This window comes from Candidatus Desulforudis audaxviator MP104C (assembly GCF_000018425.1).
GTDB lineage: Bacteria > Bacillota > Desulfotomaculia > Desulfotomaculales > Desulforudaceae > Desulforudis > Desulforudis audaxviator.
In genome coordinates, this window is record NC_010424.1 from 1,834,599 (window position 1) to 1,858,744 (window position 24,146).

A 24,146-nucleotide genomic window follows, 5' to 3' on the forward strand; every position below is an offset into this window, starting at 1 on the left:
TCCCCCCCTCTCCACCGGTTTTCCGTACTAGTTCCGCATCAGCACTCTTTCGATCGCCTGGAGAATGCGCTCCTGTTGGAACGGCTTCACGATGAAGTCCTTGGCTCCGGCCTGGATGGCTTCCATCACCATGGCCTGCTGACCCATCGCGCTGACCATAACGATGTTCGCCTTGGGATCCTGGGCCAGTATAGCCTTCGTGCTTTCAATCCCGTCCATCACGGGCATGGTGATGTCCATGGTCACCAGATCCGGGCGCAAGTCCTTGTACAGCTTGACAGCCATCGAACCGTCCTCGGCCTCCCCCACGATCTCGTATCCGTACTTGGTGAGGATGTTCTTGATCATCATCCGCATGAAAGCCGCATCGTCCACTATCAGAATCCGCTTGGCCATTTCCTTCCCTCCTTAGATGAGTGAAAACGCTTTTACGACCTGCGAGATCGGGCGGAACCCGCCGGAGGTCATCAGCCCGCCGCCGCCACCCCCAGCGCCTCGAAAAGGTGGTCCAGGGAATCGATGTCGGGGAGCAGGATCATGTGGCTGTCCACCTGGTCCTGATTGAACGCCCCCAGGAAGCTGGTCTGGATGCATAAAACCCGTTCATCCAGGTAACCGCTGGAGGCCACCGAATCGGTAAACAGCGCCCCCAACATGTCGTGCGCCAGCACCGGCACGGACGGGACCAGCCGCAGCCCGGTCATGGTGGCGATCGCACCGGTGAACGAGCCGGTCAGGATGTTGCCGATCTCCATCACGACCGAGCGGCCCATTTCGTCGAGGGCTGTTACTGTCCCCTTCTCACGATCCAAGAGCAGTTCCACCAGGGCGCACGCGCTCTCCTGGTCAAAGATGAAAAGCAGGGTGGCCGAAATATCCCCACCGACCTGCAAGTTCACACAGACCACCGGCTGCTCCAGCCCCCCGATCGATTCGATGGCCTCCTCCAGTTCGAGGAATGCCACCCGCGGCAACTTGATACTCACTTTGGCCTGCAAAAGAGACGCCAGCGCCGTTGCCGCGTTGCCCACCCCAATGTTCCCGATTTCCCGGAGGACGTCGATCTCCGAGTTAGAGAATTTCACTGTCCTTTGCTCACCCCCTGCTTGAATCTGCTCCCGGCATCCGTCCGGCGGTAGAAGGAAATCGCCATGCGTTCCAGTCCGAATTCAGCAGCGTTTAAGATCGTTTCGCTCGCTCCCAGGAAAAGCACCCCGCCAGGCCGCAGCGCCTGGCTGAAACGGCTGTTCACCCGCCACTGGGCCTCTCTGGTGAAGTAAATCTGCACGTTCCGGCACACGATCAGGTCGAAGCCTTGCCCGTAAGGGTCCGCCAGGAGGTCGTGCTGGCGGAAGGTGACCCTTTTCTTGATCTGCGGGTCAAGGGCGTAGCGGCCGTTCTCGTTCCGGAAGTATTTCTCCAGGCGGCTTTGCGGCATGTTCCGCAACAGGTCGGGCGGGTACAAGCCCCGGACCGCCGTCTGCAGCACGTTGGGATCAAGATCGGTGGCCTCGATCCGATGGTGTATTCCCGGAGTCAACTCGTCCAGGATGATCGCCAACGAATACGGCTCCGCGCCGTTTGAACAGGCCGCGCTCCAGATCTTCAACCGCCGGTTGCCGGCCAGCAGTTCCGGAAGCACCCTTTTTTCCAGTTCCTGAAAAGCCCGGATATCTCTGAAAAACTCGGTGACGTTGATCGTCAAAAAATCAACAAAATCCGCAAAGCTCTGCCGGTCTCCGGAAATGATCCGGTAGTACTCCGCGTAGCTCCCGATTTTCTTCCGGATCATCAGGGTGTTGATCCTCCGCCGCAGCTGAGCGTCCTTGTAGCTGTTCAGATCAAGCTTCAAGTCCCTGGCCACCCGGTTCTTGAATTCCTGGAAATCCATTTCAGATCACCCGCACCGGCAGTCCGAGGGTACGGACGGTAAGGGAACCGTTGGACGTGTCCAGGCTGATCGTCCGCCCTTTGTCCCCCCCGACATCCTCGGCCACGATTGCGATCCCCAATTCTTTCAGGATACTGCGGACCGCCTCAATGTTTCGTTCACCAATGGCCATCTGCGCCGCCCGGTTGTTTCCGAAAAACATCTGGGCCCCGCCCGCCAGTTTCGCCACCACCCGCCCGTTCCGGACACCGGCCAGCCGCAGGTCATGGACCAGGTTCTTCACCGCCAGATCCGCAAACTTGGCCGGTTTGCCCCCGGTGCGGAACTGCGTGCTGTCCGGAAGCATGACGTGGGCCAGACCACCCACCCGGATCACCGGGTCATACAGCGCCACGCCAACACACGAACCCAGACCGAGGGTGAGCAGGCGGTGCGGACTGCGGGCGATACCGTACTCCGCAATCCCAACGTGTATTTCTTGTATTTGCTCCGTTCTCATTAATACTCTGTCAGACATTGCGCTCTGGGCACAAAACCTCCGTTCTTCTCCCGAACCGGCGGGCCAAGGCGCCCACCCGGCGGGTCTTTGACGGCAGGTGAATCCTCATTCCGGTACCTACCGGAGTGCGCCGACCTGGTTGATCGCCTTTTCAACTAGCGTGTCTTGAGTCCTGGCCACACGCTGGTTGGCCGCATAAAGCCGCGATGCCAGCAACAGATCCACCAGTTCCACGGCCAGGTGTACGTTGGACCCCTCCAGGTAGCCCTGGTGCACCCGGGTGTTTATGGCCGGCGCGGTCGCCTCCCCGGTCATCAGGTAACCGTCCGGAGTACGCACCCACGTCTCCCGGCCGGGCAGTGCTGTCAGACGCAAACGATCCAGTTCTTCCCCCGTGGACGAGAATACCCGCCCGTCCGCGCTCACCGTGAAGCCATCGTGCCCCACCTTCAGCGGCCCGCGCTCCCCCAGCACCGGGTCCCCCGCCCGGGTGACGAGAATACCGGACGCGTCTACCTTGAATGACCCGGCCCGGGTGTAGAGCTGTTGTCCCTCCCGTTCCACCGTGAAAAACCCTTCCCCCTCCAGGGCCAGGTCCATGGTACGCCCGGTTTGGACCACCGGTCCCCCGGTCAGATCGGTCACCAGGGCCGTGGGCACGGTCCCTAGGGAAGTGGTGCCGATAGGGGTCACCCGTTTTTCATGCCGCCCAACCGCCGTCTGTAGATAGGGCGCAAAGACCGGTACCTGTCGCCGGAAACCCGTGGTATTGACGTTGGCGATATTATGGGCCACCGCATCCAGGCGGGTCTGCCCGGCGAGCATGCCCGAAGCCGCAGTGTAGACTCCCCTGATCATCCGCTTTCACCCTCCCGGCGCATGCGCCGCAGATTGAGCATTAGTTCAATTTCCCCCTTATGCCGGCCGAACTGGCGGGCCAGTTCGGTGACCGGCTTGCCCCGGTCGAAAGCCTGGTACACCTGCTCATGCAGGGGCACCTTCCTTCCGGGACGGCCGCCCTGGGCCATCAGGGCCGAGAGTTGGCCTTCCATCCACTTCAGCCGCTCATTCATCTCGGTGTTGACCCTGATTAGTTTTTCGATCTGGTTCTCTAAATTCTTGAGTTGGATTTCCGGTTCGGGTTCACGGGCCGCCCGCAGTTCCAGTTCCTCGTCGAAAGACCGGCGCTGGCGGCGCAGCCAGACGAAAAACCCGCCGGCCAGCACCGCGAACATTACAAGCACCCCACCCAGATAGAGCATGGTGAACAACCAGGGATTGTCAACCACCACTCCGTCCCCCTTTTTCGGCCACCGCTTGTGCGATCTTTTCCCGCAGCCGGGCAATTGCCCGGGCGTGCAGTTGGCAGGCCCGGGATTCGGTAACCTCGAGCACCCGTCCGAGTTCCTTCAACGTCAACCCCTCCTGGTAGTACAAGGCCAAGACCAACCGGTCTTTTTCCTCCAGCTGGGTGATCGCCGCCACCAGAGTCTGGTGGTCCTCCTCCTCCAAAACCTGTTCCAACGGATCCGGGCTGCCGGTATCCTCGATCAGGCTTCCCCAGGGTACCGCTTCTCCGTTCCGGGTCGTCCGGACGTCGTCCAGGGACATGACTGAAACCGAACGAAAGTGATTCGCCAGGCGGTGGAACTCCAGATCGGTCATCCCCAAGCTTGCGGCCACCTCGGCGTCCGTGACCGAGGCCCCGGTTTCCCGCTCCAATCGGGCGCGGGCTTCGTTAATCTCCTGGAGCTTGTGCCAGAGTGAGCGGGGCAGCCAGGACTGGCGGCGCACCTCGTCCAGAATGGCCCCGCGAATCCGGTGGTACGCAAAAGTCCTGAAGTCGGTGCCGTGGTTTGGGTCGTACTTTTCCACGGCCTCGATCAGTCCGAAGATCCCCCAGCCCTCCAGGTCCTCCTGAGCAATGAAAGACGGCGGCCGCACCGCCAGGCGTCCGGCGATGAGCCGGACCAGGGGCAGGTGCTCCACAATGAGCTGCTCGCGCAACCCGCTGTTTCGGGTGTCCCGGTACCGGCGCCAGATTTCAATGGCCATTTCCTTCACCCCCTACTACGCCGCTCCTCAGCCATCCTCCGGAAAATGAAAGCGACGATCGCATCCTCATCGGCTTTGGACAACCCCTGAAATCTGATCCCCACCGCGAAACGTGTCTCGCCATCGTTTCCTTCCAGCCGCTGGACTCGTTTCACCTGACCATCGGCGAAAATATGCCGGAGCCGGCCGTGGACCGGAATGGAGAACTCCAGGACCAGCTTGGTACCCACCGCCGGAGGGTTCTCCAAGATCAGGCTCATCCCGCCCGCGCTGATGTCCGACGTGTACCAGCGGCTGTATTCCTGCACGCTGCCGTAGTTCGGTTTCTCCCCGCCGCGGACCTCCAGGGCTACCGGCAGGCGTACCAAACGCCGCCTCTGGATCCGCTCCACCTGTTCCGGCCGGCCCAGTATGTACAAGGGAACCCGGTCCATGCGGCGTCCCCGGCACACGGTGGAAAACCGGTACACACCGTCAGTGCCGACGTAGGTCACCAATATCGCGTCGCCCTGCATCAGGATCAAGGGCTGACCGAGGTAGTAGGGGATACCGATCAAAAGATACTCCCCGGTCATGTCCTGGAGCGAGGTCACGTAGCTGTCCGCGTCTTCGTCGCGGGCCACATACATTTTCTGGCCGATTTCCAGTTGCATTGGCCAAACCACCTCATTAATCATCTGAACAGCCGGAAGAGCCGGCCGATAAAGCTGTCCACCGCGCCGGTCGTCGCCTGAATTTGCCCGCTCAGGAAATACCGGGCCAGGTTCTGGACGTCCCGGGCCGCCACCGAGTTGGGCGCGGCCGTAATGAACGGCTCCTGGTTCTTCACCGCCCGAACCACCGCCGGGTCCTCACCGATGGAGCCGATGTGCCGCACGGTGAACTTCAGGAATTCGCCGCACACCAACTGCATTTTAGCCGCGGCCTGCTCGGCCTCGTGCTCACTGGTGGCCCGGTTCACCACCAGGCTGATTTCACTGTGCACCCTGTGCCGGGCCAGGATCTTGATCAGACTGTAGGCGTCGGTCAGGGACGTGGGCTCCGGAGTGACGACGAGGACCACCTCCCGGGCGGCCGCCACGAAACCCAAAACGTTCCGGGAGATGCCCGCACCCGTGTCAATCAACAGGAAGTCGGCCGTACGCAGGTACGATAACATGTTGATCAGCCGCCCCCGCTGCGCGCTGTCCAGGTTCGCCAACTCCTGAATGCCCGCTCCCCCGGGGATGACCTGTACGTCGAACGGCCCGGTCACCACGATATCCTCCAGCCTTTTGACCCCGTACAGTACGTCGTACAGGCTGTGGGTAGGAGTCAGGCCCAAGAGCACGTCAATATTCGCCAGGCCCAGGTCGGCGTCCAGCAGGAACACGCGCCTGGAGGTCCGGGCCAGGGCGAGCCCCAGGTTCACCGTCAGGTTGGTCTTACCCACACCGCCCTTGCCGCTGGTGATCGCAATCACCCGCGTGGCCGCGGGATCGAGCTCTACCCGCGGCCGAATGATCCCGTGGGCGAGGGAACGGAGATTGTGTGCCTGGTCACGCATCGGGTTCCACACCCTTCGTAAGGAGCTTCGCCAGTTTCTTGGGGTACATGTTCTGGATGTCGTCCGGGACGTTCTGACCGTCGGTGATCTGGATCACCGGCATTCCGGTATGGCAAATCATATTCAAAATGCATCCCAGAGTATCGGTTTCGTCAACCTTGGTGAAGATCAACTTCGAATAGTTCACCTTTCCGAAATGCCGCACTGCCCGCAGCAAGTCGCGGTGCTTGGTGTTCGAACTCAAGACCAGGATAACGTCGGCTGGCTCGTCCAGCACGGCGAAATACGAGTGCAGTTCGGCCACCTTTTCACTGTTCCGCGCCGGCCGGCCGGCTGTGTCCACGAAAATGAATTCTTTGTTCTGGTGCCTCTGAACCGCCTTCGCAAAATCCTGGGGTGACATGGCGATTTCCAAGGGCACTCCCATTATCTCGGCGTAGATGTTCAACTGCTCGACCGCCCCGATCCGGTACGTGTCGATGGTGATAATGGCGCAGCTCTTGCCGTGAAACAGAGTGTACTGGGCCGCCATCTTGGCCAGGGTCGTCGTCTTGCCCACGCCCGTGGGCCCGACAAAGGCCATGATCCGCTTCTGGGCCGCCTGCGCGTAGGCCGGTTCCACCAGCCGAACAATCTCGTTCTGAAGACAGATCCGGGCCAGGTCGTTCCGTTGGATGTGGAGCGGATCGACCTGACGGCGCAGTTCGGCAATCAGGTGGGTCGTAAGATCCGGCAGGATTTCCACTTCCTCAAGGAGCCGCTGCCACTCTCCGTAGAAAGCCTCGCCGTCCTCCCCGACCCGCTGACCCGACCCGCTAACGCGGGTACCCCGAGCGGGTACCTCCGGGTGCCCCGCCTGAACGCCCGAGGAGAAACGGGAGAGCATGCCCTTGATTTCGGTCAGTTCACGGTGTAACTCGGACACCGGTTCCGGCACCGGGACGATAGTCGGTCCACTGCCCCCGGTGGGTACCGCCGACTCATGAGCAGTCCGGACCACCGCAGCGGCACCCGGCTCCGGCCAAGGGGGATAGTCCCCTTTGGGCCCCAGGGGGACTGTCTCCTTCTCGTCCAAGGCGGCCGTCACTTCCAGGCGCCGGGGTCGGAAAAAGCCGAAAAGCCCCTTGGACCGCACCTTCCGGCTGGAGATGATCACCGCGTCCGGGCCGAGGTCCGCCTTGATCAATCCTACGGCCTCACTCATGTCTCGAGCCAGGTAGCGCTTAATCCTCATCCAGGGTCACCGTCCCTACCGCCTCCACATCAATCTGCGGCGCAATCTCCTGCAGCGCCAGGATGGACAGGTGCGGGAAATGCCTCTCGGTCAGGCGCCGGAACGGCAGCCGTACCCGGCTCGAGCAGAGCACCGCCGGGAGGTGACCCTTACTCTGCGCCTTTTCCACCGCGGCCCCCAGGCTTTGAATGACTCTCTGGGCCGTGCCGGGCTCCAGAACCGGGAAAGCGCCCAGCGCCGTCGGCTGCACGGCGTCGATGAGTCGCTGTTCCAGCCGCGGGTGCAGGGTGATCACCCGGATCTTCCCGCCCTCCCGGGCGTGCAGGCGGGAGATGGTCCGGGACAGGGCCTTACGGGCCGCTTCGGTCAGGGCGTCCTCGTTCCGGTCCTGCCGGGCGCAGTCGGCCAGCGCCTCGAGGATGGACACCATATCGCGGATCGGAACACGTTCTTTAAGCAGATTCTGCAGCACCTTCTGCACCTCACCCAGTGACAACAGCCCGGGAACCAATTCCTCGACCACCGCCGGGTTCTTCTCCTTGACCACGTTCAGCAGTTCCTGCACCTCCTGCCGTCCCAGCAATTCATGCCCGTGCCGCTTGATGAACTCCGAAAGGTGCGTGGCCAGGACGGTCGCCGGATCGACCACGGTAAACCCGTCGATCTCGGCCGCTTCGCGGTTCTCGGGCGCGATCCACCAGGCCGGCAGCCCGAAGGTCGGTTCCCGGGTGGGAATGCCCTGTAGAGTCCGGTCCCCCGTCGGGTCCATCGCCAGATACCGCCCGGGCTCCAGTTCGCCCTCCGCCGCTTCCACCCCGCGCATCTTAAAAACGTAGGTGTTCGGCTTAAGTTGCAGGTTGTCCCGGATCCGGATCGGGCGGACGTAAATGCCCAACTCCTGGGCACACTGGCGTCGCACACCCGCCACCCGGTGCAAGAGGTCTCCGCCCTGTTCCTCGCTTGCCAGGGGGATCAAGTTGTATCCGATCTCCACCTCCAGCGGGTCGACCTGGAAGTAGGTAAGCACGTTTTCCGGCTCGCGTTTTTGCTCGCGCACCTCCCGGGCGGCCGCCTGCTCCGCCGCCGCCACCTCCCGCCGGCGCTCCTCCCGGTTCAGGTTGTATGCCAGGAGGCCCAGGGCCGCGCCCATCCCCAGAAACAAGAGGTTCGGCATGGCCGGGATCAGGCCCATCACCACCAGCACTCCCGCGGCCACCACCAACACCCGGGGGAAACTCAAGAACTGCCGGGAAACGTCGCCCCCGAAGCTCGTGTCCGAAGCGGCCCTGGTCACCAGGATGCCGGTGGCGGTGGATACCAGCACGGCCGGAATCTGGGTGACCAGGCCGTCGCCGATGGTCAAGATGGTGAAAGTGGTCAGCGCCTGCTGGGCGTCCATCTGCATTACCGCGATGCCAATCACCAGCCCCCCGATGATGTTGATGAACACAATCACCAGCCCGGCGATGGCGTCCCCGCGCACGAACTTGGTGGCGCCATCCATCGCCCCATAGAAGTCCGATTCCCGCTGCAGCCGCCGGCGCCGCTCCCGGGCCTCCTGCTCGGTGATCAGCCCGGCGTTGAAATCGGAGTCGATCGCCATCTGCTTCCCGGGCATGGCGTCCAGGGTGAACCGGGCGGCCACCTCAGCCACCCGGCTGGAGCCGTTCGTGATGACCACGAACTGAACCAGGGTGATGATCAGGAATACAATGAACCCAACGATATAGCTCCCGCCGACCACGAACTCGCCGAAAGCGGCGATCACCTTGCCGGCCTCCGCCTCGCCTAGGATGAGCCGGGTGGAGGAGATGTTCAACGCCAAACGGTACAGGGTGACCACCAGGAGCAGCGTGGGAAACACCGAAAACTCCAGCGCGTCGGTCACAAAAAGGGTGATCAGGAGGATGATCATCCCGAGCCCCAGGCTGATGACCAGGAAGAAGTCCAGGGCGGCCGGCGGCAGGGGGATGATGATCAGGAGCACGATCCCGATGATCAGGCCCGCGATGACCATGTCTGCGTACCGCTTGATCCAGGACTGCCGTTCCACCACCGCCACCTCCATTTGGTCGTCGGTCGTCGGTGAATAACCCCTTTTGGTCGTTAGTCATCGGCCTCTATACTATACGTCGCCGGTCGCCGGCAGCCCGACCACCGACCACTGACAACCAACCACCGAATTACCCCGCTTCCCTCTTCGCTTTCAGGCGGTAGATCATCGCCAGGATTTCGGCCACCGCCTGGTACACGGCCACCGGGACGCTCTCGCCCACCGGCACCCGACGGTAAAGGTACTGGGCCAGTTCCCGGTTTTCCACCACCGGCACCTTGTGCTGCGCGGCCAGTTCCTTGATCCGCTCCGCCAGGTACCCCGCGCCTTTGGCCGTCACCAGCGGCGCGTCCATCTCCCCCTCCCGGTAGCGCAGGGCCACCGCCACGTGGATCGGATTTGTGACCACCACGGTCGCGCGCGGCACCTCGTCCTTGATCCGGTTCATGGAGATCTCCCGCTGCCGCTTGCGGAGCCAACTCTTCAGGTGCGGGTCGCCCTCCGTCTGGCGGTACTCGTCGCGGACTTCGAACCGGGTCATCATCAGGCTCTTGTGATGCGCGTACCGCTGGTACACCAGGTCCAGCACCGCGATCAGGAGATAGGCGCCGGCCGCCGCGGCCGCCACCGTAAGCAGCACGTTGTGCAACAGGTACAGCCCCTGCCCGGGGCTGGTGACGGAAAGGACGAGCAAATCCCCGACGCGGGCGTACAGTACCCAAAAACAAAGGATACCAACAAAGCAGATTTTCAGTATCGCCTTCGCGAACTCGAACAGGCCCCGGCTGCTGAAGATCCGCTTGAACCCCTGCACCGGGTTCAGCCGCTCGAGTTTCACCGCCAGCACGCTCGGGGCGAAGATGAAGCCCACCTGGGCGAAACTAACCAGCACCGTAACGAAAAACGCAACGGCCACCGCCGGCAGGACCGCCCCCCCCAAAAGGGCCAGCGACTGCAGCACGAGGTAGTTCACGTTTTCGGCCGTCAGGCTGTAGCTGGTGAAATTTTGCAGGTACACCAAGAACAACCGCTGCAGGCGAATGATGAACCACTCCAGCCCCACGAAGAACAGTAGCAGGAGCGCGGCCAGAGTCACCGCCCCGGTGAGGTCCAGGCTCTTGGCCACCTGGCCTTTGCGCCGGGCCTCCTGGAGTCTCCGTGGTGTAGGTTGTTCCGTTTTCAGTTGCCCTGAATCTCGCGTCTCCGCCATCTCAACCGCTCCCGAAAAGCCTCATTAATACCAGCAGGTCCTCGGTCATCCGCCCGAAAACCCGGGTCAGGGCCCAGCCGATCACCGGGATGGTCACCATCAGGGCGAACAGACCGGCGAAGACCTTGAACGGGAAACCGAGCATAAACACGTTGATCTGGGGCACCATCCGGACCATCAGACCCAGGATCGCGTCGGTCACCAACAGCACCGCCATCACCGGCGCGGCGATGGTCAGGGCGATCACGAACAGTCCCCCGTAGGCCTTGGCCATGAACAGGGTGGTTTTCATCTGGGCGACCGCTGCGCCCAGGGGCACTAGCTCGAAGCTCTTGGCCAGCCCGGCGATGAGCAGGTGGTGCCCGTCGATGGACACGAAGAACACCAGGGCGAAAAGCCACATCAACCGGGAGACGATCGCCCGCTCCCCTTCCGTGCCCGGACTCATCATCTCGGCTATGGCGAAGCCGATCTGGAACCCGATGTACTGCCCGGCCAGCAGGAGGCCGTGGAACACCAGGCTGGTGAAAATCCCCAGCCCCAACCCCACGGCCGCCTCTTTGGCCAGCGCCAGGGAGAACCCCAGGAAGCTGTCCAGCGGCGGCGCCGCCGTCCCGGCAGACGGCAACAACGCCAGCGAAAGCACGAAAGCCAGGCCCGCCTTCACCGTGGGCGGAATCTCCCGCATGGCGAACACCGGACAAGCGGCGATGAACGCCGCGAGCCGGGTGAACACCAGCAGGAAAGTGACCAGTTGCTCCATTCCGGCCTCAAACCCCGGATATACGTCCGAACAGCTCGGCGGTGTACCCGGTGAGTATCCTCACGTACCATGGTGCCAAAAGCAACAGGGACAGGAACACCGCCACAATCTTGGGTACGAAGGTGATCATCTGGTCCTGGATCTGGGTGGCCGCCTGCAGGATGCTGATCACCAACCCAACCACGAGGCTCACCAGAAGGGGCGGCGCCGTTAGGAGCAGGACCATCATCAGCGCTTTCTGCGTCAGTTCCACCGCCAGGCTGTCGGTCATCGGCCTTGGTCACACTCCCCCACATAATTAAGCCATTTGCGATGTTCGGGAGAAAAGATAAATAGGCTGTTTTAGAGTTGCGGAAAAAACATTTTACCCCGGTCCAATCCGGATTTTATGCGGTTTGCAGGGATGGGTAACGGGCGGATCGGCAAAATTGACCCCAAGGGAGAAAAGCGGAGAAAAAGCGAAGGAGAATGAGAAATAAGAAGGGAAACCCCCTTTTGTGGAGAATCCTTTTTGTAACCACCAAAAAAGAACCACGAAGGAGGTTTCCCTTATGGCCATTATACCACAACAGCGGCTTTTTGGGTGGCAGGAAATCGACGAACTCGGTGACTTGGAACGTTTTTTGCTTGTAGTGAACCACCTGCCCGATGAGCAGTTGATGCAAAAGCTGGAGAGAGAGCGTGGTAAGGGACGGGATGATTACCCGGTGCGGGCGGTTTGGAACTCCATCCTGGCCGGGATCGTATTTCAGCACGTGTCTGTGGAGAGCCTGCGGCGGGAACTCTGCCGGAACGGCCAGTTGCGGGAACTTTGCGGTTTTGATCCGGCCCGGGGCGAGGATGCCGTTCCGCCTTCTTACATATACAGCCGCATCTTGGTGAAACTGATGCGGCACGCCGACGAAGTGGAAAACATATTTACGCGGCTGGTGGATGAAATAAGAGTGCTGCTACCGGATTTCGGTCGAATTTTGGCCATAGACAGCAAAGCCGTCAGCAGTCTGGCCCGGGGCAAAAAGCGGGATGAAGAAGAGAAGGTCCAAAAGCCTGACGGGCGCCGGGACACCGATGCGGACTGGGGCCGGAAAACATACCGGGGGCGTAAGAAAGGCGGCACCCTATGGGAAAAAGTCGTGTGGTGGTTTGGCTACAAACTCCACCTTGTAGTTGACGCTGTTTATGAACTGCCGGTGGGATTTGCGGTGACAAAGGCGTCGGCCAGCGACGTGAAAGAGGGACATATACTCATTGATCGGGTGGCGAAAGAGCATCCGGAGATTGTGGCCCGCTGCGAGGCATTGGCGGCGGACAAAGCCTTTGACGACATCAAGCTAAACGTGAAACTCTGGGACGAATACCGGATCAAGCCCGTGATTGACATCCGCAACACGTGGCGGGACGGCGAGGAGACGTGGCTTGTAACCGGTAAGGAGAACATCGTTTACGATTACCGTGGAACGGTTTATTGTTGCTGCCCCGAGACAAACAAACGTCGCGAGATGGCCTTCGGGGGATTTGAGAAAGACCGGGAAACCTTGAAATACCGCTGTCCGGCCCGGCACTACGGAGTAGAGTGCCGGGGCATGGAACAATGTGCCGCAACCGGTGGGATACGTATTCCCCTGGTGGAAGACCGGCGGATCTTCACCCCGCTGGCGCGGTCCAGCTACAAGTGGAAAACACTCTACAAAAAGCGTACGGCGGTAGAAAGGGTAAATGCCCGCCTGGACGAGGCCTACGGATTTGAAAAGCATTTCATTCGGGGCTTGAAGAAGATGAAGCTGCGTTGCGGGTTGGCCCTGATGGTGATGCTGGCGATGGCCGTGGGCCGACTGCGACAAAAACAAGGAATAGACTTAAGGAGCCTGGTGAAGGCGGCCTGACGGGGCTCAACCGGAAAACAGATTACCTGCCAAGAGACGCCCAGAGTGGCGCTGGGGTAAGTTTGCCCTTTGGCAGAGCGGCATAGTCTATATACTCCATTTACCCCAGTTGCTAACTGTGTTTTGTGGCTTGGGGAACAGCCGGTGCCGGGTGTGGGCGTTGCCTTGTCGGGACCAAAAATGCTTACAACGCAAAACGCTGATAATTTAAGACCTCTTGACGTCAGGCGAAGCTCTCCACCAGGGACCGGACCACCAGATACCAGCCGTCCACCAGCACAAACAAAAGGAGTTTGAACGGCAGTGAAATCATGACCGGCGGCAGCATGAACATGCCCATCGAGAGCAGGATGCTGGCCACCACCATGTCGATGATCAAAAACGGCAAGTACAGCATAAAGCCCATTGTAAACGCCGTCTTCAATTCGCTGATGATGAAGGCCGGGATGACCACCGTGAGCGGCAGTTCGTTTGGCACCGGGTTTTCGATTTCGGCCATGCGCACGAAAAGGTCCAGGTCCTTTTCCCGGGTGTGCCGGAGCATGAACTCCCGCAGCGGCCCCGCCGCCCTTTCCTGGGCCTCCACCTGGTCGATCTCTCCCCTTAGAAACGGCTCGATGGCTTGCTCGTTGACCTGCGCGTAAACCGGCGCCATGATGAACACGGTCAGGAACAGGGCCAGGCCGATCAGTACCGAACCCGGCGGCGCCTGGTAGATGCCCAGCCCGGCGCGCAGGAACGCGAGCACCACCACGATCCGGGTAAAAGACGTAACCATCACCAGGAAAGCCGGGAGAAGCGAGATTACGGTAAGAAAGAGCAAGAGCCGGACGCTCGAGACCACTTCGGCCGGCGATTCCGGTTCGCCGATGGTCAGCTCGATGCTCGGAATGGGCACCGGCTGGGCCCAGGCGGCCGAGGGGGACAGTCCCCCTAAGGCCCAAAGGGGACTGTCCCCAGCCGCCAGTCCGACGGCGGCCGCCAATATAAACATCGTCCGGTTCATCGGCCGCGTCCCGCACGGAACCGCGCGTATTTCCCGAGGAGTACGCGCCCCCCGAAGGGGGGACTGTCCTCTTTACTGTCCCCTTTCCCCGGCGCAAGCAGCCCGTCCGGCGTTTCCGTCCCGCAGGCCTCCGGCAACTCGTCCATTTCCTTCACCACCGTCACCGCACCCTCGTGGTAGGCCAAAAGATAGTATCGTCCCCCCACCCGGACTAGGCTCATCCCGGTCTTCGGACCGAGCGATAGCTGCTCGATCACCCGCATGCGCCGCCCACCGGCAAAACCGGACAGCGTCCGCGGCACCAGGTACTTCAAGACCACCACGCAGAGCAGGAGTACCAGCGGCAGGGCCACCGCCAGCCTCAGAAAGGCCAGTGTGCCCTCGCTCACGGCTGCCTCTCCACGCCCGGCGCCTGGGGGTGGGCAATGGAATGGATCCGCAGCACGAACAGGTCGTTGATGACCAGCACCTCGCCCCGGGCCAGTTTCACCCCGTTCACCACCACATCAATGGTTTCACCCGCCGCCCGGTCCAGGCCGATAACCGAACCTTCGTGCAAACTGAGGAATTCCCGGACGGTCATGGCCGTTTGCCCCAACTCCGCGGACACGTCCACCTCAACGTCGTCCAGGTACTCCAGGGAAATCCGCACTCCGGGCATCCCGGGTGTCCCGGCCTGCTCAAACCGGGGAAACTGCACTTTCTTCACGGTAGGGCCCGGCTCTCGGTCCAGGCCGGACAGAAACTGCCTGATCTCTTCCTCATTCATCAACGCCAAATCACCTGCCTGAAAAAGGGGTCGAGTCCCCTTTTTATGGACTACTGAATAAGGAACTCGGTAAAGTACACTTCCTCGATTTCACCCTTTTCCAGATGCCGGTTGATCTCGCGGAGAATCTCCTCCCGGATTGTCTCCGGCACCTCCGGACCCTTCAGATCGAAGCTGCTTTTCTGCCGCAGGAGGAAAACCAACCCGTCCCGGATCCGGTGCTCCTTTTCTTTGAGTTCCGTCTCCAGGGTCCCGGAATCAACGTACTCCAGTGTTAGCGCCACTCGGAAGTAACGGCTGCCGGGAGGATCCGCCAGGTTCACCACCAGGCTCCCGAAACTCATCGTCTTGGTGACCGCCGGCTTCTCCGCCTTCCGGTCCGACTTTTCCCCGCCGGGATTGGAAAGGGTGAAGGCGGCCGCCGCTCCGGCGGCCGCCAACAAAACCAGCACCACCAGCAGGAGCTTGCCCCGCTTCTTCTTTTTTTTCGGGGTGGCGGCGTTCTGTACCGCGTTTGGTCCCTGGTCCTCAGCCATTGCTTCTACTCCCCCACTCCCCCTGGTCTCTTGTCACTACCGCTTCAGGTTGATCAGCTCCTGCAGCATCTCGTCCGAAACGGTGATCACCCGTGCGTTGGCCTGGAAACCACGCTGGGTCGTAATCATGTTGGCGAACTCGGCGGACAGGTCCACGTTGGACATCTCCAGGGCCCCGGAGACGAGCCTGCCCTGGCCGCCCCCGCTGTCGGGCACGCCCCAGCCTTCGTTATAGGGTGTGGGCTCGGCATTCTGGCCCCGCAGCGGCACCTCGTACAGGTTGCCGCCCAGGCGGGTGAGGTTCTCCGGGTTGCCGTAGTTGTCGATCAGAATCAGAGCCGCCCGGTCGGTACGGCCGTTAACGAAAATGAGCCCGTTGGGGTCAATGCGCAGGGTGGTCAGGTTGTTCTCCAGGCCGGGGTCCACCCCGCTCGGATCGAACAGGCGGATGCGCTCGCCGGAGAAGCCCGCCTCGACAGAGTAGGTCCGGTTCACCACGGTCTTAATGGCGTCCTCAGTGAGCCAACTGGCCCCGTTCTGGCCGACACCCAGCACGTGTAAACCGCCCGAACTCACCAGATAGCCGTCGTTGTCGACATAGAAGGCACCGTCGCGGGTGTAGTAGTACTCGATGATGCCCTCATCACTGTATTTGCCCAGCCGGAAGAATCCGTTCCCGTCAATGGCCATGTCCAGCACCCGGTAGGTGGTGGTCAGCGCACCCTGGCCGAACAGTATGTCGATGGACTGCACGGACATCCCAAGTCCGATCTGGGCCGGATTGATCGAGTCCACGCCGATGGTCGACGCTGAGGTGCCGCGGATGTTCTGGCTTAAGATCTCCTGGAAGTTCACCCGACCCGCTTTGAAGGCCGTGGTGTTCACATTGGCGATGTTGTTGGCGATGACGTCCATACGAACCTGGTGGTTGCGCAGGCCCGAAACGCCCGAGGTCAAGGATCTGATCATTATGAATGTCCTCCTTAATTAACCAAATATGGGTTGCTTCCGTCGTTCGGCAACCCGCAGCCTCCAGAAGGACCGGCTGCCTACTTCACGATCACCGCGCTGTCAATATTGGTAAACACGTTATTCGCCGCCGCCTCACCGTTGACGGCCGTGACCACCGTCCGGTTGGCGATGCTGGTCACCAGGGCCAGGTCACCGTAAATCAATAGCGACCGGCGGGACCCCTTCGCCTCGGCCAGGGAAGCGGCCTGGTTGATCTTCTCCAGGTCGTGCGGCCCGAGGCTGATCTGCCGCTCGGCCAGCCGCCGCTCGGCGTGCGCCGAGAATTTCAGCTCGGCCTGCCGGATTTCCCGGCGCAGTATCTCGCCGAAAGCCGGTTCGCCGCTTTTCCGCACCCCGACCGCCGGAGCGGGCGTGGGCGGCGCCGGCACCTCACCAATCTTCTTGACCATCACTACCTGACCTCCACAACCCGGTTGATGTCGTAGCTCTCTGCCCCGAGCACCACCCGGGCGCCGCGCTCGTTCAGGAGCACTCGTTCCACCGTGCCTGATATCTGCCGGTCACCGGCCAGGACGACCACTTCCCGGCCCACGATCTCCGCGGCCTGGGCCAGGTACGCCGCCCGGCTCATTTCCCGGAGCGCCTCCTCCACCTTGACCAGGCGCTCAAGCATCCCGAATTGCGCCGCCTGCTCCATCATTTTGTCGGTGTCGGGCGGAGAGAACGGGCTCGGGTTTTTCAACTGCGCCACCAGGAGCTTTAGGAAAGTGTCCTGGTCGAACAAACCGCTCGACGGACGGGGGGGCGTTGTCTTCCCGGGCAGCGCGTACTCGCTGCCTACTCCCTGTACAGTCACTCGTCACTACCTCCTTCCTAAACCAGGTAATCCACGCCGCTCCGCCTCGGTTCCACCTGCCTCCCGTTGTCTAACTGCTCACCAGCCGGTTCACCCGGAGCCACCGGCCCGGGCCACAGACCACGGTAGAACCGCGGCGCCTGGCCCCGCGCCTCCTCGTGGCCCAGGAACACGGTGGTGTTGCCTACATCGATCTCCTGGCGGGCCAGCGCCTCCCGCAGCTGGGGCAGCGCCTGCTCGATGACCGCCTTGACCGACCGGTCCGCGGTGTAGAACAGGGCCTCCAGCCCCTGACGACCGAAAGTCAATTTTATGGTCACCTGCCCGAGTTCCGGTGGTTCCAGCGCGATGCTCACCCGGACCGCCTGTCCGGCCTTAACCTGCAGTTGCCGGACGTGGTGCACCACCGCCTCGGCAAGCTGCCGCGCCACCGGGTGGGGGTCCACGGCTCGCGCCGGGGGATGCATCCCCGGCGGGGAAACGTCCGGCACACTCCAGCCCGTTCCCTGGGCTGGGACCTGCCGGTCGACAGGCGCGTGCACAACTCCCCGGTCCGGTGTTGCCGGCCGCACCATCTGGGGTGCTCCGTCCGGTCCCGACCGGTCGGTCGCCGCCTCGGCACGGAAAGCCGCGGGCCGCGACTTTAAGCCGTCATCCGGCGTCTCCCCCGGCAGGATCCGAACCGGCTCCGCTCTTTCCGGAACCGTCTCGGCCCACACGCCCGCAGACTGCGCGTACCCCGGGGACTTCACGTCATGTGGAACCGCGCTCGCACTCGGTGCCGCAGATAAACCGGTCTGAACCGAAACTCTGCCGGGACGGTTCTCCGCCGCTCCGCGGCCGGACGGCTGCGCCTCCCGGGCCAGTGGTTCCGCCCCGGGCGTGCCGGGCATGGGTATCGGCGGCCTTGCTCCTTCCGGGGGCCGCCCCGGGAAACCCTGCGGGTCCGGCTCCGCGGGCACACTCGCCGCGCGCTCCGGTACCGGGACGGACGGTAGTACCAACCGCCCCCCAGGCTCCGAAGGCGGTACATCCGCCCCCGCTGCGTTGGGAAGAACGTACGACTGGGACATGTAATCCGTACCCGCAGGCGGTGAGCCCGCCGCCGCACCCCCGCCGGGAACACCGGGCACGGCCCCGACGGCCGCTCCCGGTCTTGAAGCTTGTACCGCACCGGACGCCGGGGAAAGGTTCTCTACGGCCGATAAGGTCGGTGGGTACGCCGGGCCGGCCGGCACCTCCGCTTTCGCGTTCAGCCCGGCCGGGATGACACCGGTGTTCACTTCCGCGCCGGACGGGTGCTGATGAGCCTGCGTTGCCGCTTCCGGGCCTTCCGCCGCGCACCCCGGAGGCGGGATACCGTCCACCACGTCAAATACAGAACCAAAGGACGGTGTTTCCCACACCGGCGTACCGGTTTCCGGACCACGGTGCAGCACGCTCAACAAGCACGCCACGAAATCCGCGGCCGGCAGGGTGCCGCCGCCCCGGCGGCACCCGCTGGGCCCGGACCTGCCTTGCGGAACCGCGGGACTTGATTCACCGGGGATCACTGTCGCCGTCAAATTCATCTATTCACCCCCCTTCTTCTTTGCCTGCTGGAACTGAAAGGACCGGGTGCCCGCGTCGTCCAGTTCCCTGGTCTCCCGGGCGGTCTCCTGAGCACAAAAATGCGAATACTGCTTCTCTTTGAGCCGCTCCAGAACCGCCCGTGCCCGCCTGGCCTCCACCACGCGGGCGCGCCGTTCTTCCACCTCCTTTTCCCGCCGGGCCAGGACCCGGACTTCCTCTGTACCGCGTCTGCCCAAGTATTCGCGGTAGCAGTCCAGGTACAGACCCGTCTTCAGGTCGAAGCTGGACCCCGGGTTTTGTTCCAGGGTTTCCGCGAGCAGCCGCCGGGTTTCGGCCAGCCGGTCCTCGCAGGCCCGCTTCCGCGCGTCGGCGGACGCCAGTTCCTGCCGGGCCGATTCTTCTTTTCGTGTCCGCACCCCGAGTACCGGATCAAGCCGGAAAACGAATTTAGGCACCGGCGGCACCCGCTTCCCCCGCGAGGTATTGCAGCCGGGCCAGGGACTCGGCAAAACCGCCGAACTCCGTATGGTCCTGCCGCAGGAACTCCATAATCGCTTCGTGCTTGGCCAGGGCCTCGTCCACCAGGGGGTTCGAACCGGACACGTACGCCCCAATGTTCACCAGGTCCTCCGCCTGTTTAAAGGCGGCCAGCAACCGCCGGAGCTTCGCCGCGCAGCGCTGGTGCTCCGGGGCCGTGATGTCGGGCATCAGGCGGCTCACGCTCTGCAGAACGTCGATGGCCGGGTAGTGGTTTTTCGCCGCCAACTCCCGGTCCAGGACGATATGGCCGTCCAGGATGCTCCGCACCGCGTCCGCCACCGGTTCCTGCAGGTCGTCCCCCTCCACGAGCACGGTGTAAAAGCCGGTGATCGAACCCGCCGGGCTCGTCCCGGCGCGCTCCAGAAGCTTGGGGAGCAAGGCGAACACCGAGGGGGTGTACCCCCGGGTGGTCGGCGGCTCGCCCACCGCCAGGCCCACCTCCCGCTGCGCCAGCGCAAACCGGGTGACCGAATCCATCAGGAACAAAACGTCTTTGCCCCGGTCCCGGAAGTACTCGGCAATCGCCGTGGCCACCATCGCCGCCCGCAGCCGGATCAGCGCCGGCTGATCGGAGGTGGCCACCACGACCACCGAGCGGGCCAAGCTCTCCGGCCCCAGGTCGCGCTCGATGAAATCCTTGACCTCGCGGCCCCGCTCGCCCACCAGAGCTACTACGTTGACATCGGCGCTGCAGTGTCGGCAAAGCATCCCCAAAAGCACGCTCTTGCCCACGCCGCTCCCCGAGAAAACCCCCAGGCGCTGCCCTCGCCCGCAGGTCAGAAAACCGTCGATCGCCCGCACCCCCGTCTCCAGCGGGCGGTCGATGCGGCGCCGGCTGAGCGGGTCAGGCGGCGCGTTGTGCACCGGGTACTCTTCAGCCCCATCCGGGCGGGTGCCGTTTCGGGTATCGCCGCCGTTAGCCAGCGGGTACCCGAGGCCGTTCACCACCTGCCCAAGGAGGTGTTCCCCCACCCGGACCGTGAGCGCCCGGCCGAGCGGTTCCACCCGGCAGCCCGGCCTGATCCCCCGCAACTCACCCAGCGGCATGAGCAGGGAAGTCCCGCCCCGGAAACCGACAACCTCGCCCCGGACCGGCTGGATCTCCCCCGGAACGTACACCTCACAGATCTCCCCGATAAAAGAGTTCAAGCCCTCCACTTCCACCGTCAGGCCGACCACTTTGGTCACCCGGCCGAGCAGCCGGAACGGACGTACCGCGTTCACCCGGGCGCGCCAGGCATTCAAGTCCAGATTTTGGGTCCTTTCCGACAACTCTGCGCTCACCCACCATAAGTTAAGGGTTAGGACAATAACTTACGCAAACCTGGAGTTTCATCTCCAGGCGGCGCCGCGCGCGGCACGGTCATCTAAGGATAAGTCCACGGAACTACAGGAGTTCCAGGGCGCGCAGCACTTCGCGCCAGCGCACTTCCGTGGTGGCGTCCACTAGGCCCTGTTCCGTCTCTACCAAGCAGCCGCCCCGGTCCAGCCCAGCGTCGCCGATGACGCGCAGGGCCGCTCCCTCCGACAGAAGTGCGCTTTTTAGCTTCGGGACCGCCTCCCGCAGCGTGGCGGCGTGCGACGGGTGAACGTACAGCACCACGCTCTCGCGCTCCCGGACCGCTTCCAGGGCCTCCCGGGCCACGGCGGTAATGGTCTCCGGGTTCTGTTCCAACTCCCCGGCCACCAATTTCTCGGCGATCGCCACCGCCAGGGTCCGGATCTCCGGGCTGAGATCATCCAGGGTGCGCCGCCGCAGTTCCTCGGCCTCCCGCAACACGCTGCGGGCGGCTTCCCGGAGCTTGCCCGCCTCGTGCCGCGCCTGTTCGAACCCTTCCCGGTACCCCTGCTGCCAACCCTCTTCGTAGGCACGCTTCCTGATCTCATCCGCTTCGATTCGGGCCAATTCCAGCACAACCGCCGGGTCAGCGGTACCCGCCGGTTCGGTCCCGCTCATGAGCTCGTCCGGCGCCGCGCCGTCCGCCCGCTTCAGCGTGAGTTCAAACGGTTGCTGGGCCCCGACGGCCGCGCCTTTCAAAATCCGCCCCGCCGCGCTAGATGATGAGGGCGTCTTCACCGCCACGCGAGACCACCACCTCTCCGGTCTCCTCCAGAGCACGGATCACCTTCACGATCCGCTGCTGGGCCTCTTCCACTTCTTTCAGGCGCACCGGACCCATGTACTCGATTTCCTCCCGAAGCATCTGGGAAGCGCGCTGGGACTGGTTCTTGTAGATCTTCTGCCGCACCTCGTCGTTCGCCCCCCGCAGCGCCAGCGCCAGATCCTTGTTGTTGACCTCCCGCAGGATCCGCTGGATGGACACGTCGTCCAGTTTCACGATATCCTCGAAGACGAACATTCGCTGGCGAATCTCTTCCGCCAGCCGCGGGTCGTCGCGCTCCAACTCCTCCAGGATCGACTTCTCCGTCGACCGATCGGCCATGTTCAGCATGCGCACCAGGGTCTGCACCCCGCCCACATCCAGCATGTCCTCGGTCATGACGATGGAGAGCTTGCGCTCGAGGACCCGCTCCACGTCCTGGACCACCTCCGGTGAGGCCCGCTCCATGGTGGCGATCCGCCGGGCCACCTCGCTCCGCTGCTCGGGCGGCAAGGCCCCCAGGATGGCGGTGGCCTGGGACGGCTCCAGGTACGCCAGAATCATGGCGATCGTCTGCGGGTGTTCCTCCCGGATGAAACTCAACAGGTGCTTCGGGTCGGTCTTCCGCAGCGAGTAGAATGGGATCGTCCTCTGCGTGGCAGTCAGTCTTTTCAAAATGCTTTCGGCCTTCTCCCGACCGACCGCCTTCTCCAGCATCTCCTTGCAGTACTTTGGCCCGCCCTGGATCAGGTACTGCCGGGCCTGGTAAAGCTCGGTGAATTCATCTAGGACCGTGTCCCGCACCTCGGGCGGCACCCGCTCCATCTGGTTGATCATGAACGAGATTTCCTCGATCTCTTCGTCGAAGAAATCATGTTTTAGAACCCGGGCAGATAGGTCCGACCCGAGCGAGATTAAGAAGATGGCCGCTTTTTTCAGTCCCGGCTTGGTCGTCGCCGCCACCGTTCTGACACCCCTATTTCTCGGTCAGCCAGACCTTAATGATCTGTGCCACTTCCTCCGGTTTTTGCCTAGCCAGTTCCCGGGCGCCCCGCTGCTTGTCGCTCAGGAAAAACACCGGGTCCGCGGCCGCCGCAGCCACCGACAGCGGCGAGAGTTCCTCCACCTCGGGCTGCGGCTGCGGGCGCGGAGCCCGCTGGAGGCGCCGGCCCACCACCACGCCGGCAATGATCAGGATTATGAGCAGGAGCAGCACGCCCCCGGCCAGCGCCGCGTAGTAGATCAACTGGCGGCGCTCCCGTTCCGCGGCCAGCGCCTCAGCCCGGCGCAGATCTTCCTCCAACTGCTCCTGGTAAGTGGTGTCAAAAGCCATCGGTGCCACCAGGATCTGGTCGCCCCGTTCCGGGTTGTACCCCAGGGCAGCGGTGACCACACCCTGGATCTGCTCGGCCCGGGCGGCGCTTAAGTCCCCGTCCACCACCACCGAGGTGGACAGGCGCCGAACCTCTCCCGGCGGCTGAATCACCGTTTGCTGGAGCGTGCCCACCTGGTAGTTCGCCGTCCGCTCCTCCCGCACGAACGATGTCGGGGCACCCGCGTCAGCGGGTCGGCCGGCCAGCGGGTAGGTGGCGGGCAGGTTGGCATCGGTGCCGGGCACGCCGCCCCCGGTGCCGGAACCCTCGCTCTCTTCCCGCACCGTCTGCTCGCTCACCACCTGCGCTTCCCCGTATGGTACCGTGGACACCGATTGCTGCTGGGAAAAGTCCAGATCCGCGGAGACCATGACCACCACCCGGTCGGGGCCCACGATCCGCTGGAGCATATTCTGGAGCCGCATTTCCAACTCGCGCTCGTAGTTGCGCTTGATTTCCTGGTGGGTAAGCGCCAGGCCCGAAACCGGATCCTGATGCCCGTCCGGGTGTAGAAGCCGGCCCCGCATGTCGACAAGGTGCACGTTTTCCGGCGTCAACCCCTCCACACTGCCGGCGACCAAGGCCACCACCCCCCGGACCTGGCTCTGGTTTAGGTCCGTGCCGGGGCGGAGTTTTACGGCCACCGACGCGGTCGGGGGAGCCTTTTCGGTGGCGAAAATGCTTTTTTCGGGCAGTACCAGGTGCACCCGCGCCGCTTCCACCTCGTCCAACTGGACGATGGTACGACGCAGTTCCTCCTGAAGGGCCCGCTGGTAGTTGACCTGCTGTTCGAATTCGGTAACGCCCAGCTTGGTGCGGTCAAAAAGTTCCCATCCTGCGCCGTCCGCCCCGAGGGCCCCGGAGGTTGCCAGCTGAATCCGGGCCTGGTCCACTTGGGCGCGGGGAACTTGGATGGTCGTACCCCCGTCGCTTAGCATATAGGGGATGCGCATCCCGTCCAACTGCTCCACGATCGCCCCGGCCTCTCTGGGCTCCAAACCGGCAAAGAGCGTAGTGTAATTCATCTGCCGGACAAACTGTGCCAGATAGTACAGAACCAACAGGGACCCTATGACCAGCAAGACGAGCGCAACCTTGTGGGTGGTGCTCAAGGCCTGCCACCGCTCGTTCATCCTGGCCGCTACGGCCTGCCCTTTCATCCGACCACCTCCAGGTGTTCCACCGCGGGAAAGCGCGGCTCGCGCACTCTACCGGGTAATGATCAGGCCCTAAACGCCGGCTCTACCTCGGCCGCTCGCCAGCCGGCGGCACCCGCACTCTCGAAA

Annotated in this window: 27 protein-coding genes and 2 pseudogenes; 1 reads left to right on the plus strand and 28 read right to left on the minus strand. The window is 62.9% G+C overall.

Translation table 11 applies throughout. The features are described from left to right. Positions 1 to 27: 27 nt before the first annotated feature. From DAUD_RS08790 to fliQ, 14 genes are all read right to left on the minus strand, one after another. Positions 28 to 396 (minus strand): response regulator, encoded by a 369-nt coding sequence (locus tag DAUD_RS08790; protein WP_012302814.1) that lies wholly within the window; start codon positions 394 to 396, stop codon positions 28 to 30. Between the two features lie 71 nt (positions 397 to 467). After that, positions 468 to 1,085, minus strand: a complete 618-nt coding sequence (locus DAUD_RS08795; protein ID WP_012302815.1) for a chemotaxis protein CheC — start codon at positions 1,083 to 1,085, stop codon at positions 468 to 470. Then, positions 1,082 to 1,891, minus strand: coding sequence for a CheR family methyltransferase (locus DAUD_RS08800; protein WP_012302816.1), 810 nt, complete (start codon positions 1,889 to 1,891; stop codon positions 1,082 to 1,084). Before DAUD_RS08800 ends, DAUD_RS08795 begins: the two co-directional genes overlap by 4 nt. Position 1,892: 1 nt before the next feature. Continuing rightward, entirely contained in the window at positions 1,893 to 2,390 is a 498-nt protein-coding gene (locus DAUD_RS08805; protein WP_041571303.1) for a chemotaxis protein CheD, read from the minus strand. Positions 2,391 to 2,507: 117 nt separating this feature from the next. Next, positions 2,508 to 3,248 (minus strand): flagellar hook-basal body protein, encoded by a 741-nt coding sequence (locus DAUD_RS08810; protein WP_012302818.1) that lies wholly within the window; start codon positions 3,246 to 3,248, stop codon positions 2,508 to 2,510. Further along, positions 3,245 to 3,682, minus strand: a complete 438-nt coding sequence (locus DAUD_RS08815) for a hypothetical protein (RefSeq protein ID WP_012302819.1) — start codon at positions 3,680 to 3,682, stop codon at positions 3,245 to 3,247. The genes DAUD_RS08810 and DAUD_RS08815 overlap by 4 nt, the downstream gene beginning before the upstream one ends. Next, entirely contained in the window at positions 3,672 to 4,445 is a 774-nt protein-coding gene (locus DAUD_RS08820; RefSeq protein WP_012302820.1) for a sigma-70 family RNA polymerase sigma factor, read from the minus strand. The genes DAUD_RS08815 and DAUD_RS08820 overlap by 11 nt, the downstream gene beginning before the upstream one ends. Positions 4,446 to 4,450: 5 nt before the next feature. Continuing rightward, a complete protein-coding gene (locus DAUD_RS08825; RefSeq protein ID WP_012302821.1) occupies positions 4,451 to 5,098 on the minus strand; it encodes a flagellar brake protein in 648 nt (215 codons plus the stop codon). Between the two features lie 20 nt (positions 5,099 to 5,118). Further along, a complete protein-coding gene (locus DAUD_RS08830; RefSeq protein WP_012302822.1) occupies positions 5,119 to 5,991 on the minus strand; it encodes a MinD/ParA family protein in 873 nt (290 codons plus the stop codon). Next, positions 5,984 to 7,225, minus strand: coding sequence for a flagellar biosynthesis protein FlhF (gene flhF / locus DAUD_RS08835; RefSeq protein WP_012302823.1), 1,242 nt, complete (start codon positions 7,223 to 7,225; stop codon positions 5,984 to 5,986). Before flhF ends, DAUD_RS08830 begins: the two co-directional genes overlap by 8 nt. After that, positions 7,215 to 9,242 carry a flagellar biosynthesis protein FlhA gene (gene flhA / locus DAUD_RS08840; RefSeq protein ID WP_242647922.1) on the minus strand — a complete coding sequence of 676 codons (2,028 nt, stop codon included), beginning with the start codon at positions 9,240 to 9,242 and terminating at the stop codon, positions 7,215 to 7,217. Before flhA ends, flhF begins: the two co-directional genes overlap by 11 nt. A 166-nt stretch (positions 9,243 to 9,408) precedes the next feature. Then, on the minus strand, positions 9,409 to 10,488 hold the full coding sequence (flhB, locus tag DAUD_RS08845) for a flagellar biosynthesis protein FlhB (RefSeq protein ID WP_012302825.1): 1,080 nt from the start codon (positions 10,486 to 10,488) through the stop codon (positions 9,409 to 9,411). A 1-nt stretch (position 10,489) separates the two neighbouring features. Continuing rightward, a complete protein-coding gene (fliR, locus tag DAUD_RS08850) occupies positions 10,490 to 11,251 on the minus strand; it encodes a flagellar biosynthetic protein FliR (RefSeq protein ID WP_012302826.1) in 762 nt (253 codons plus the stop codon). Between the two features lie 7 nt (positions 11,252 to 11,258). Further along, positions 11,259 to 11,522 carry a flagellar biosynthesis protein FliQ gene (fliQ, locus tag DAUD_RS08855; protein ID WP_012302827.1) on the minus strand — a complete coding sequence of 88 codons (264 nt, stop codon included), beginning with the start codon at positions 11,520 to 11,522 and terminating at the stop codon, positions 11,259 to 11,261. Between the two features lie 280 nt (positions 11,523 to 11,802). Between fliQ and DAUD_RS08860 the strand changes: the two genes are divergently transcribed. Further along, the gene (locus tag DAUD_RS08860) at positions 11,803 to 13,134 is read left to right on the plus strand and encodes a transposase (protein ID WP_012301317.1); all 1,332 of its coding nucleotides are present in this window, start codon (positions 11,803 to 11,805) and stop codon (positions 13,132 to 13,134) included. A 223-nt stretch (positions 13,135 to 13,357) separates the two neighbouring features. On the opposite strand, the gene fliP is transcribed toward DAUD_RS08860, so the two are convergent. The 14 genes and pseudogenes from fliP to fliF form a co-directional block, all read right to left on the minus strand. Next, on the minus strand, positions 13,358 to 14,140 hold the full coding sequence (gene fliP, locus DAUD_RS08865) for a flagellar type III secretion system pore protein FliP (RefSeq protein ID WP_012302828.1): 783 nt from the start codon (positions 14,138 to 14,140) through the stop codon (positions 13,358 to 13,360). Further along, the gene (locus tag DAUD_RS08870) at positions 14,137 to 14,529 is read right to left on the minus strand and encodes a flagellar biosynthetic protein FliO (protein ID WP_012302829.1); all 393 of its coding nucleotides are present in this window, start codon (positions 14,527 to 14,529) and stop codon (positions 14,137 to 14,139) included. The genes fliP and DAUD_RS08870 overlap by 4 nt, the downstream gene beginning before the upstream one ends. Further along, positions 14,526 to 14,909 (minus strand): FliM/FliN family flagellar motor switch protein, encoded by a 384-nt coding sequence (locus DAUD_RS08875; protein ID WP_012302830.1) that lies wholly within the window; start codon positions 14,907 to 14,909, stop codon positions 14,526 to 14,528. Before DAUD_RS08875 ends, DAUD_RS08870 begins: the two co-directional genes overlap by 4 nt. A gap of 50 nt (positions 14,910 to 14,959) precedes the next feature. Continuing rightward, positions 14,960 to 15,445, minus strand: coding sequence for a flagellar basal body-associated FliL family protein (locus tag DAUD_RS11675; protein ID WP_012302831.1), 486 nt, complete (start codon positions 15,443 to 15,445; stop codon positions 14,960 to 14,962). A gap of 36 nt (positions 15,446 to 15,481) precedes the next feature. Next, positions 15,482 to 15,622: pseudogene (locus DAUD_RS13260) on the minus strand (flagellar basal body rod C-terminal domain-containing protein); the annotation flags it as partial. A gap of 204 nt (positions 15,623 to 15,826) precedes the next feature. Next, positions 15,827 to 16,414, minus strand: a pseudogene (locus tag DAUD_RS13265) (flagellar hook-basal body complex protein); the annotation flags it as partial. Positions 16,415 to 16,494: 80 nt separating this feature from the next. Beyond that, positions 16,495 to 16,866: a TIGR02530 family flagellar biosynthesis protein gene (locus DAUD_RS08890; RefSeq protein WP_012302833.1), complete on the minus strand. Its 372-nt coding sequence runs from the start codon at positions 16,864 to 16,866 to the stop codon at positions 16,495 to 16,497. A gap of 2 nt (positions 16,867 to 16,868) precedes the next feature. Continuing rightward, the gene (locus DAUD_RS08895) at positions 16,869 to 17,273 is read right to left on the minus strand and encodes a flagellar hook assembly protein FlgD (RefSeq protein WP_012302834.1); all 405 of its coding nucleotides are present in this window, start codon (positions 17,271 to 17,273) and stop codon (positions 16,869 to 16,871) included. Between the two features lie 17 nt (positions 17,274 to 17,290). Continuing rightward, positions 17,291 to 18,844 carry a flagellar hook-length control protein FliK gene (locus tag DAUD_RS08900; RefSeq protein WP_012302835.1) on the minus strand — a complete coding sequence of 518 codons (1,554 nt, stop codon included), beginning with the start codon at positions 18,842 to 18,844 and terminating at the stop codon, positions 17,291 to 17,293. Then, complete coding sequence (fliJ, locus tag DAUD_RS08905; RefSeq protein WP_166485170.1) at positions 18,845 to 19,300, minus strand: flagellar export protein FliJ; 456 nt, start codon at positions 19,298 to 19,300, stop codon at positions 18,845 to 18,847. It lies immediately after the preceding gene. Continuing rightward, positions 19,293 to 20,657 (minus strand): FliI/YscN family ATPase, encoded by a 1,365-nt coding sequence (locus tag DAUD_RS08910; protein ID WP_012302837.1) that lies wholly within the window; start codon positions 20,655 to 20,657, stop codon positions 19,293 to 19,295. Before DAUD_RS08910 ends, fliJ begins: the two co-directional genes overlap by 8 nt. Positions 20,658 to 20,772: 115 nt before the next feature. Beyond that, complete coding sequence (locus DAUD_RS08915) at positions 20,773 to 21,468, minus strand: FliH/SctL family protein (RefSeq protein WP_012302838.1); 696 nt, start codon at positions 21,466 to 21,468, stop codon at positions 20,773 to 20,775. Next, entirely contained in the window at positions 21,440 to 22,450 is a 1,011-nt protein-coding gene (gene fliG / locus DAUD_RS08920; protein WP_012302839.1) for a flagellar motor switch protein FliG, read from the minus strand. Before fliG ends, DAUD_RS08915 begins: the two co-directional genes overlap by 29 nt. A 13-nt stretch (positions 22,451 to 22,463) precedes the next feature. Beyond that, the gene (fliF, locus tag DAUD_RS08925; protein WP_012302840.1) at positions 22,464 to 24,020 is read right to left on the minus strand and encodes a flagellar basal-body MS-ring/collar protein FliF; all 1,557 of its coding nucleotides are present in this window, start codon (positions 24,018 to 24,020) and stop codon (positions 22,464 to 22,466) included. Positions 24,021 to 24,146 lie beyond the last annotated feature (126 nt).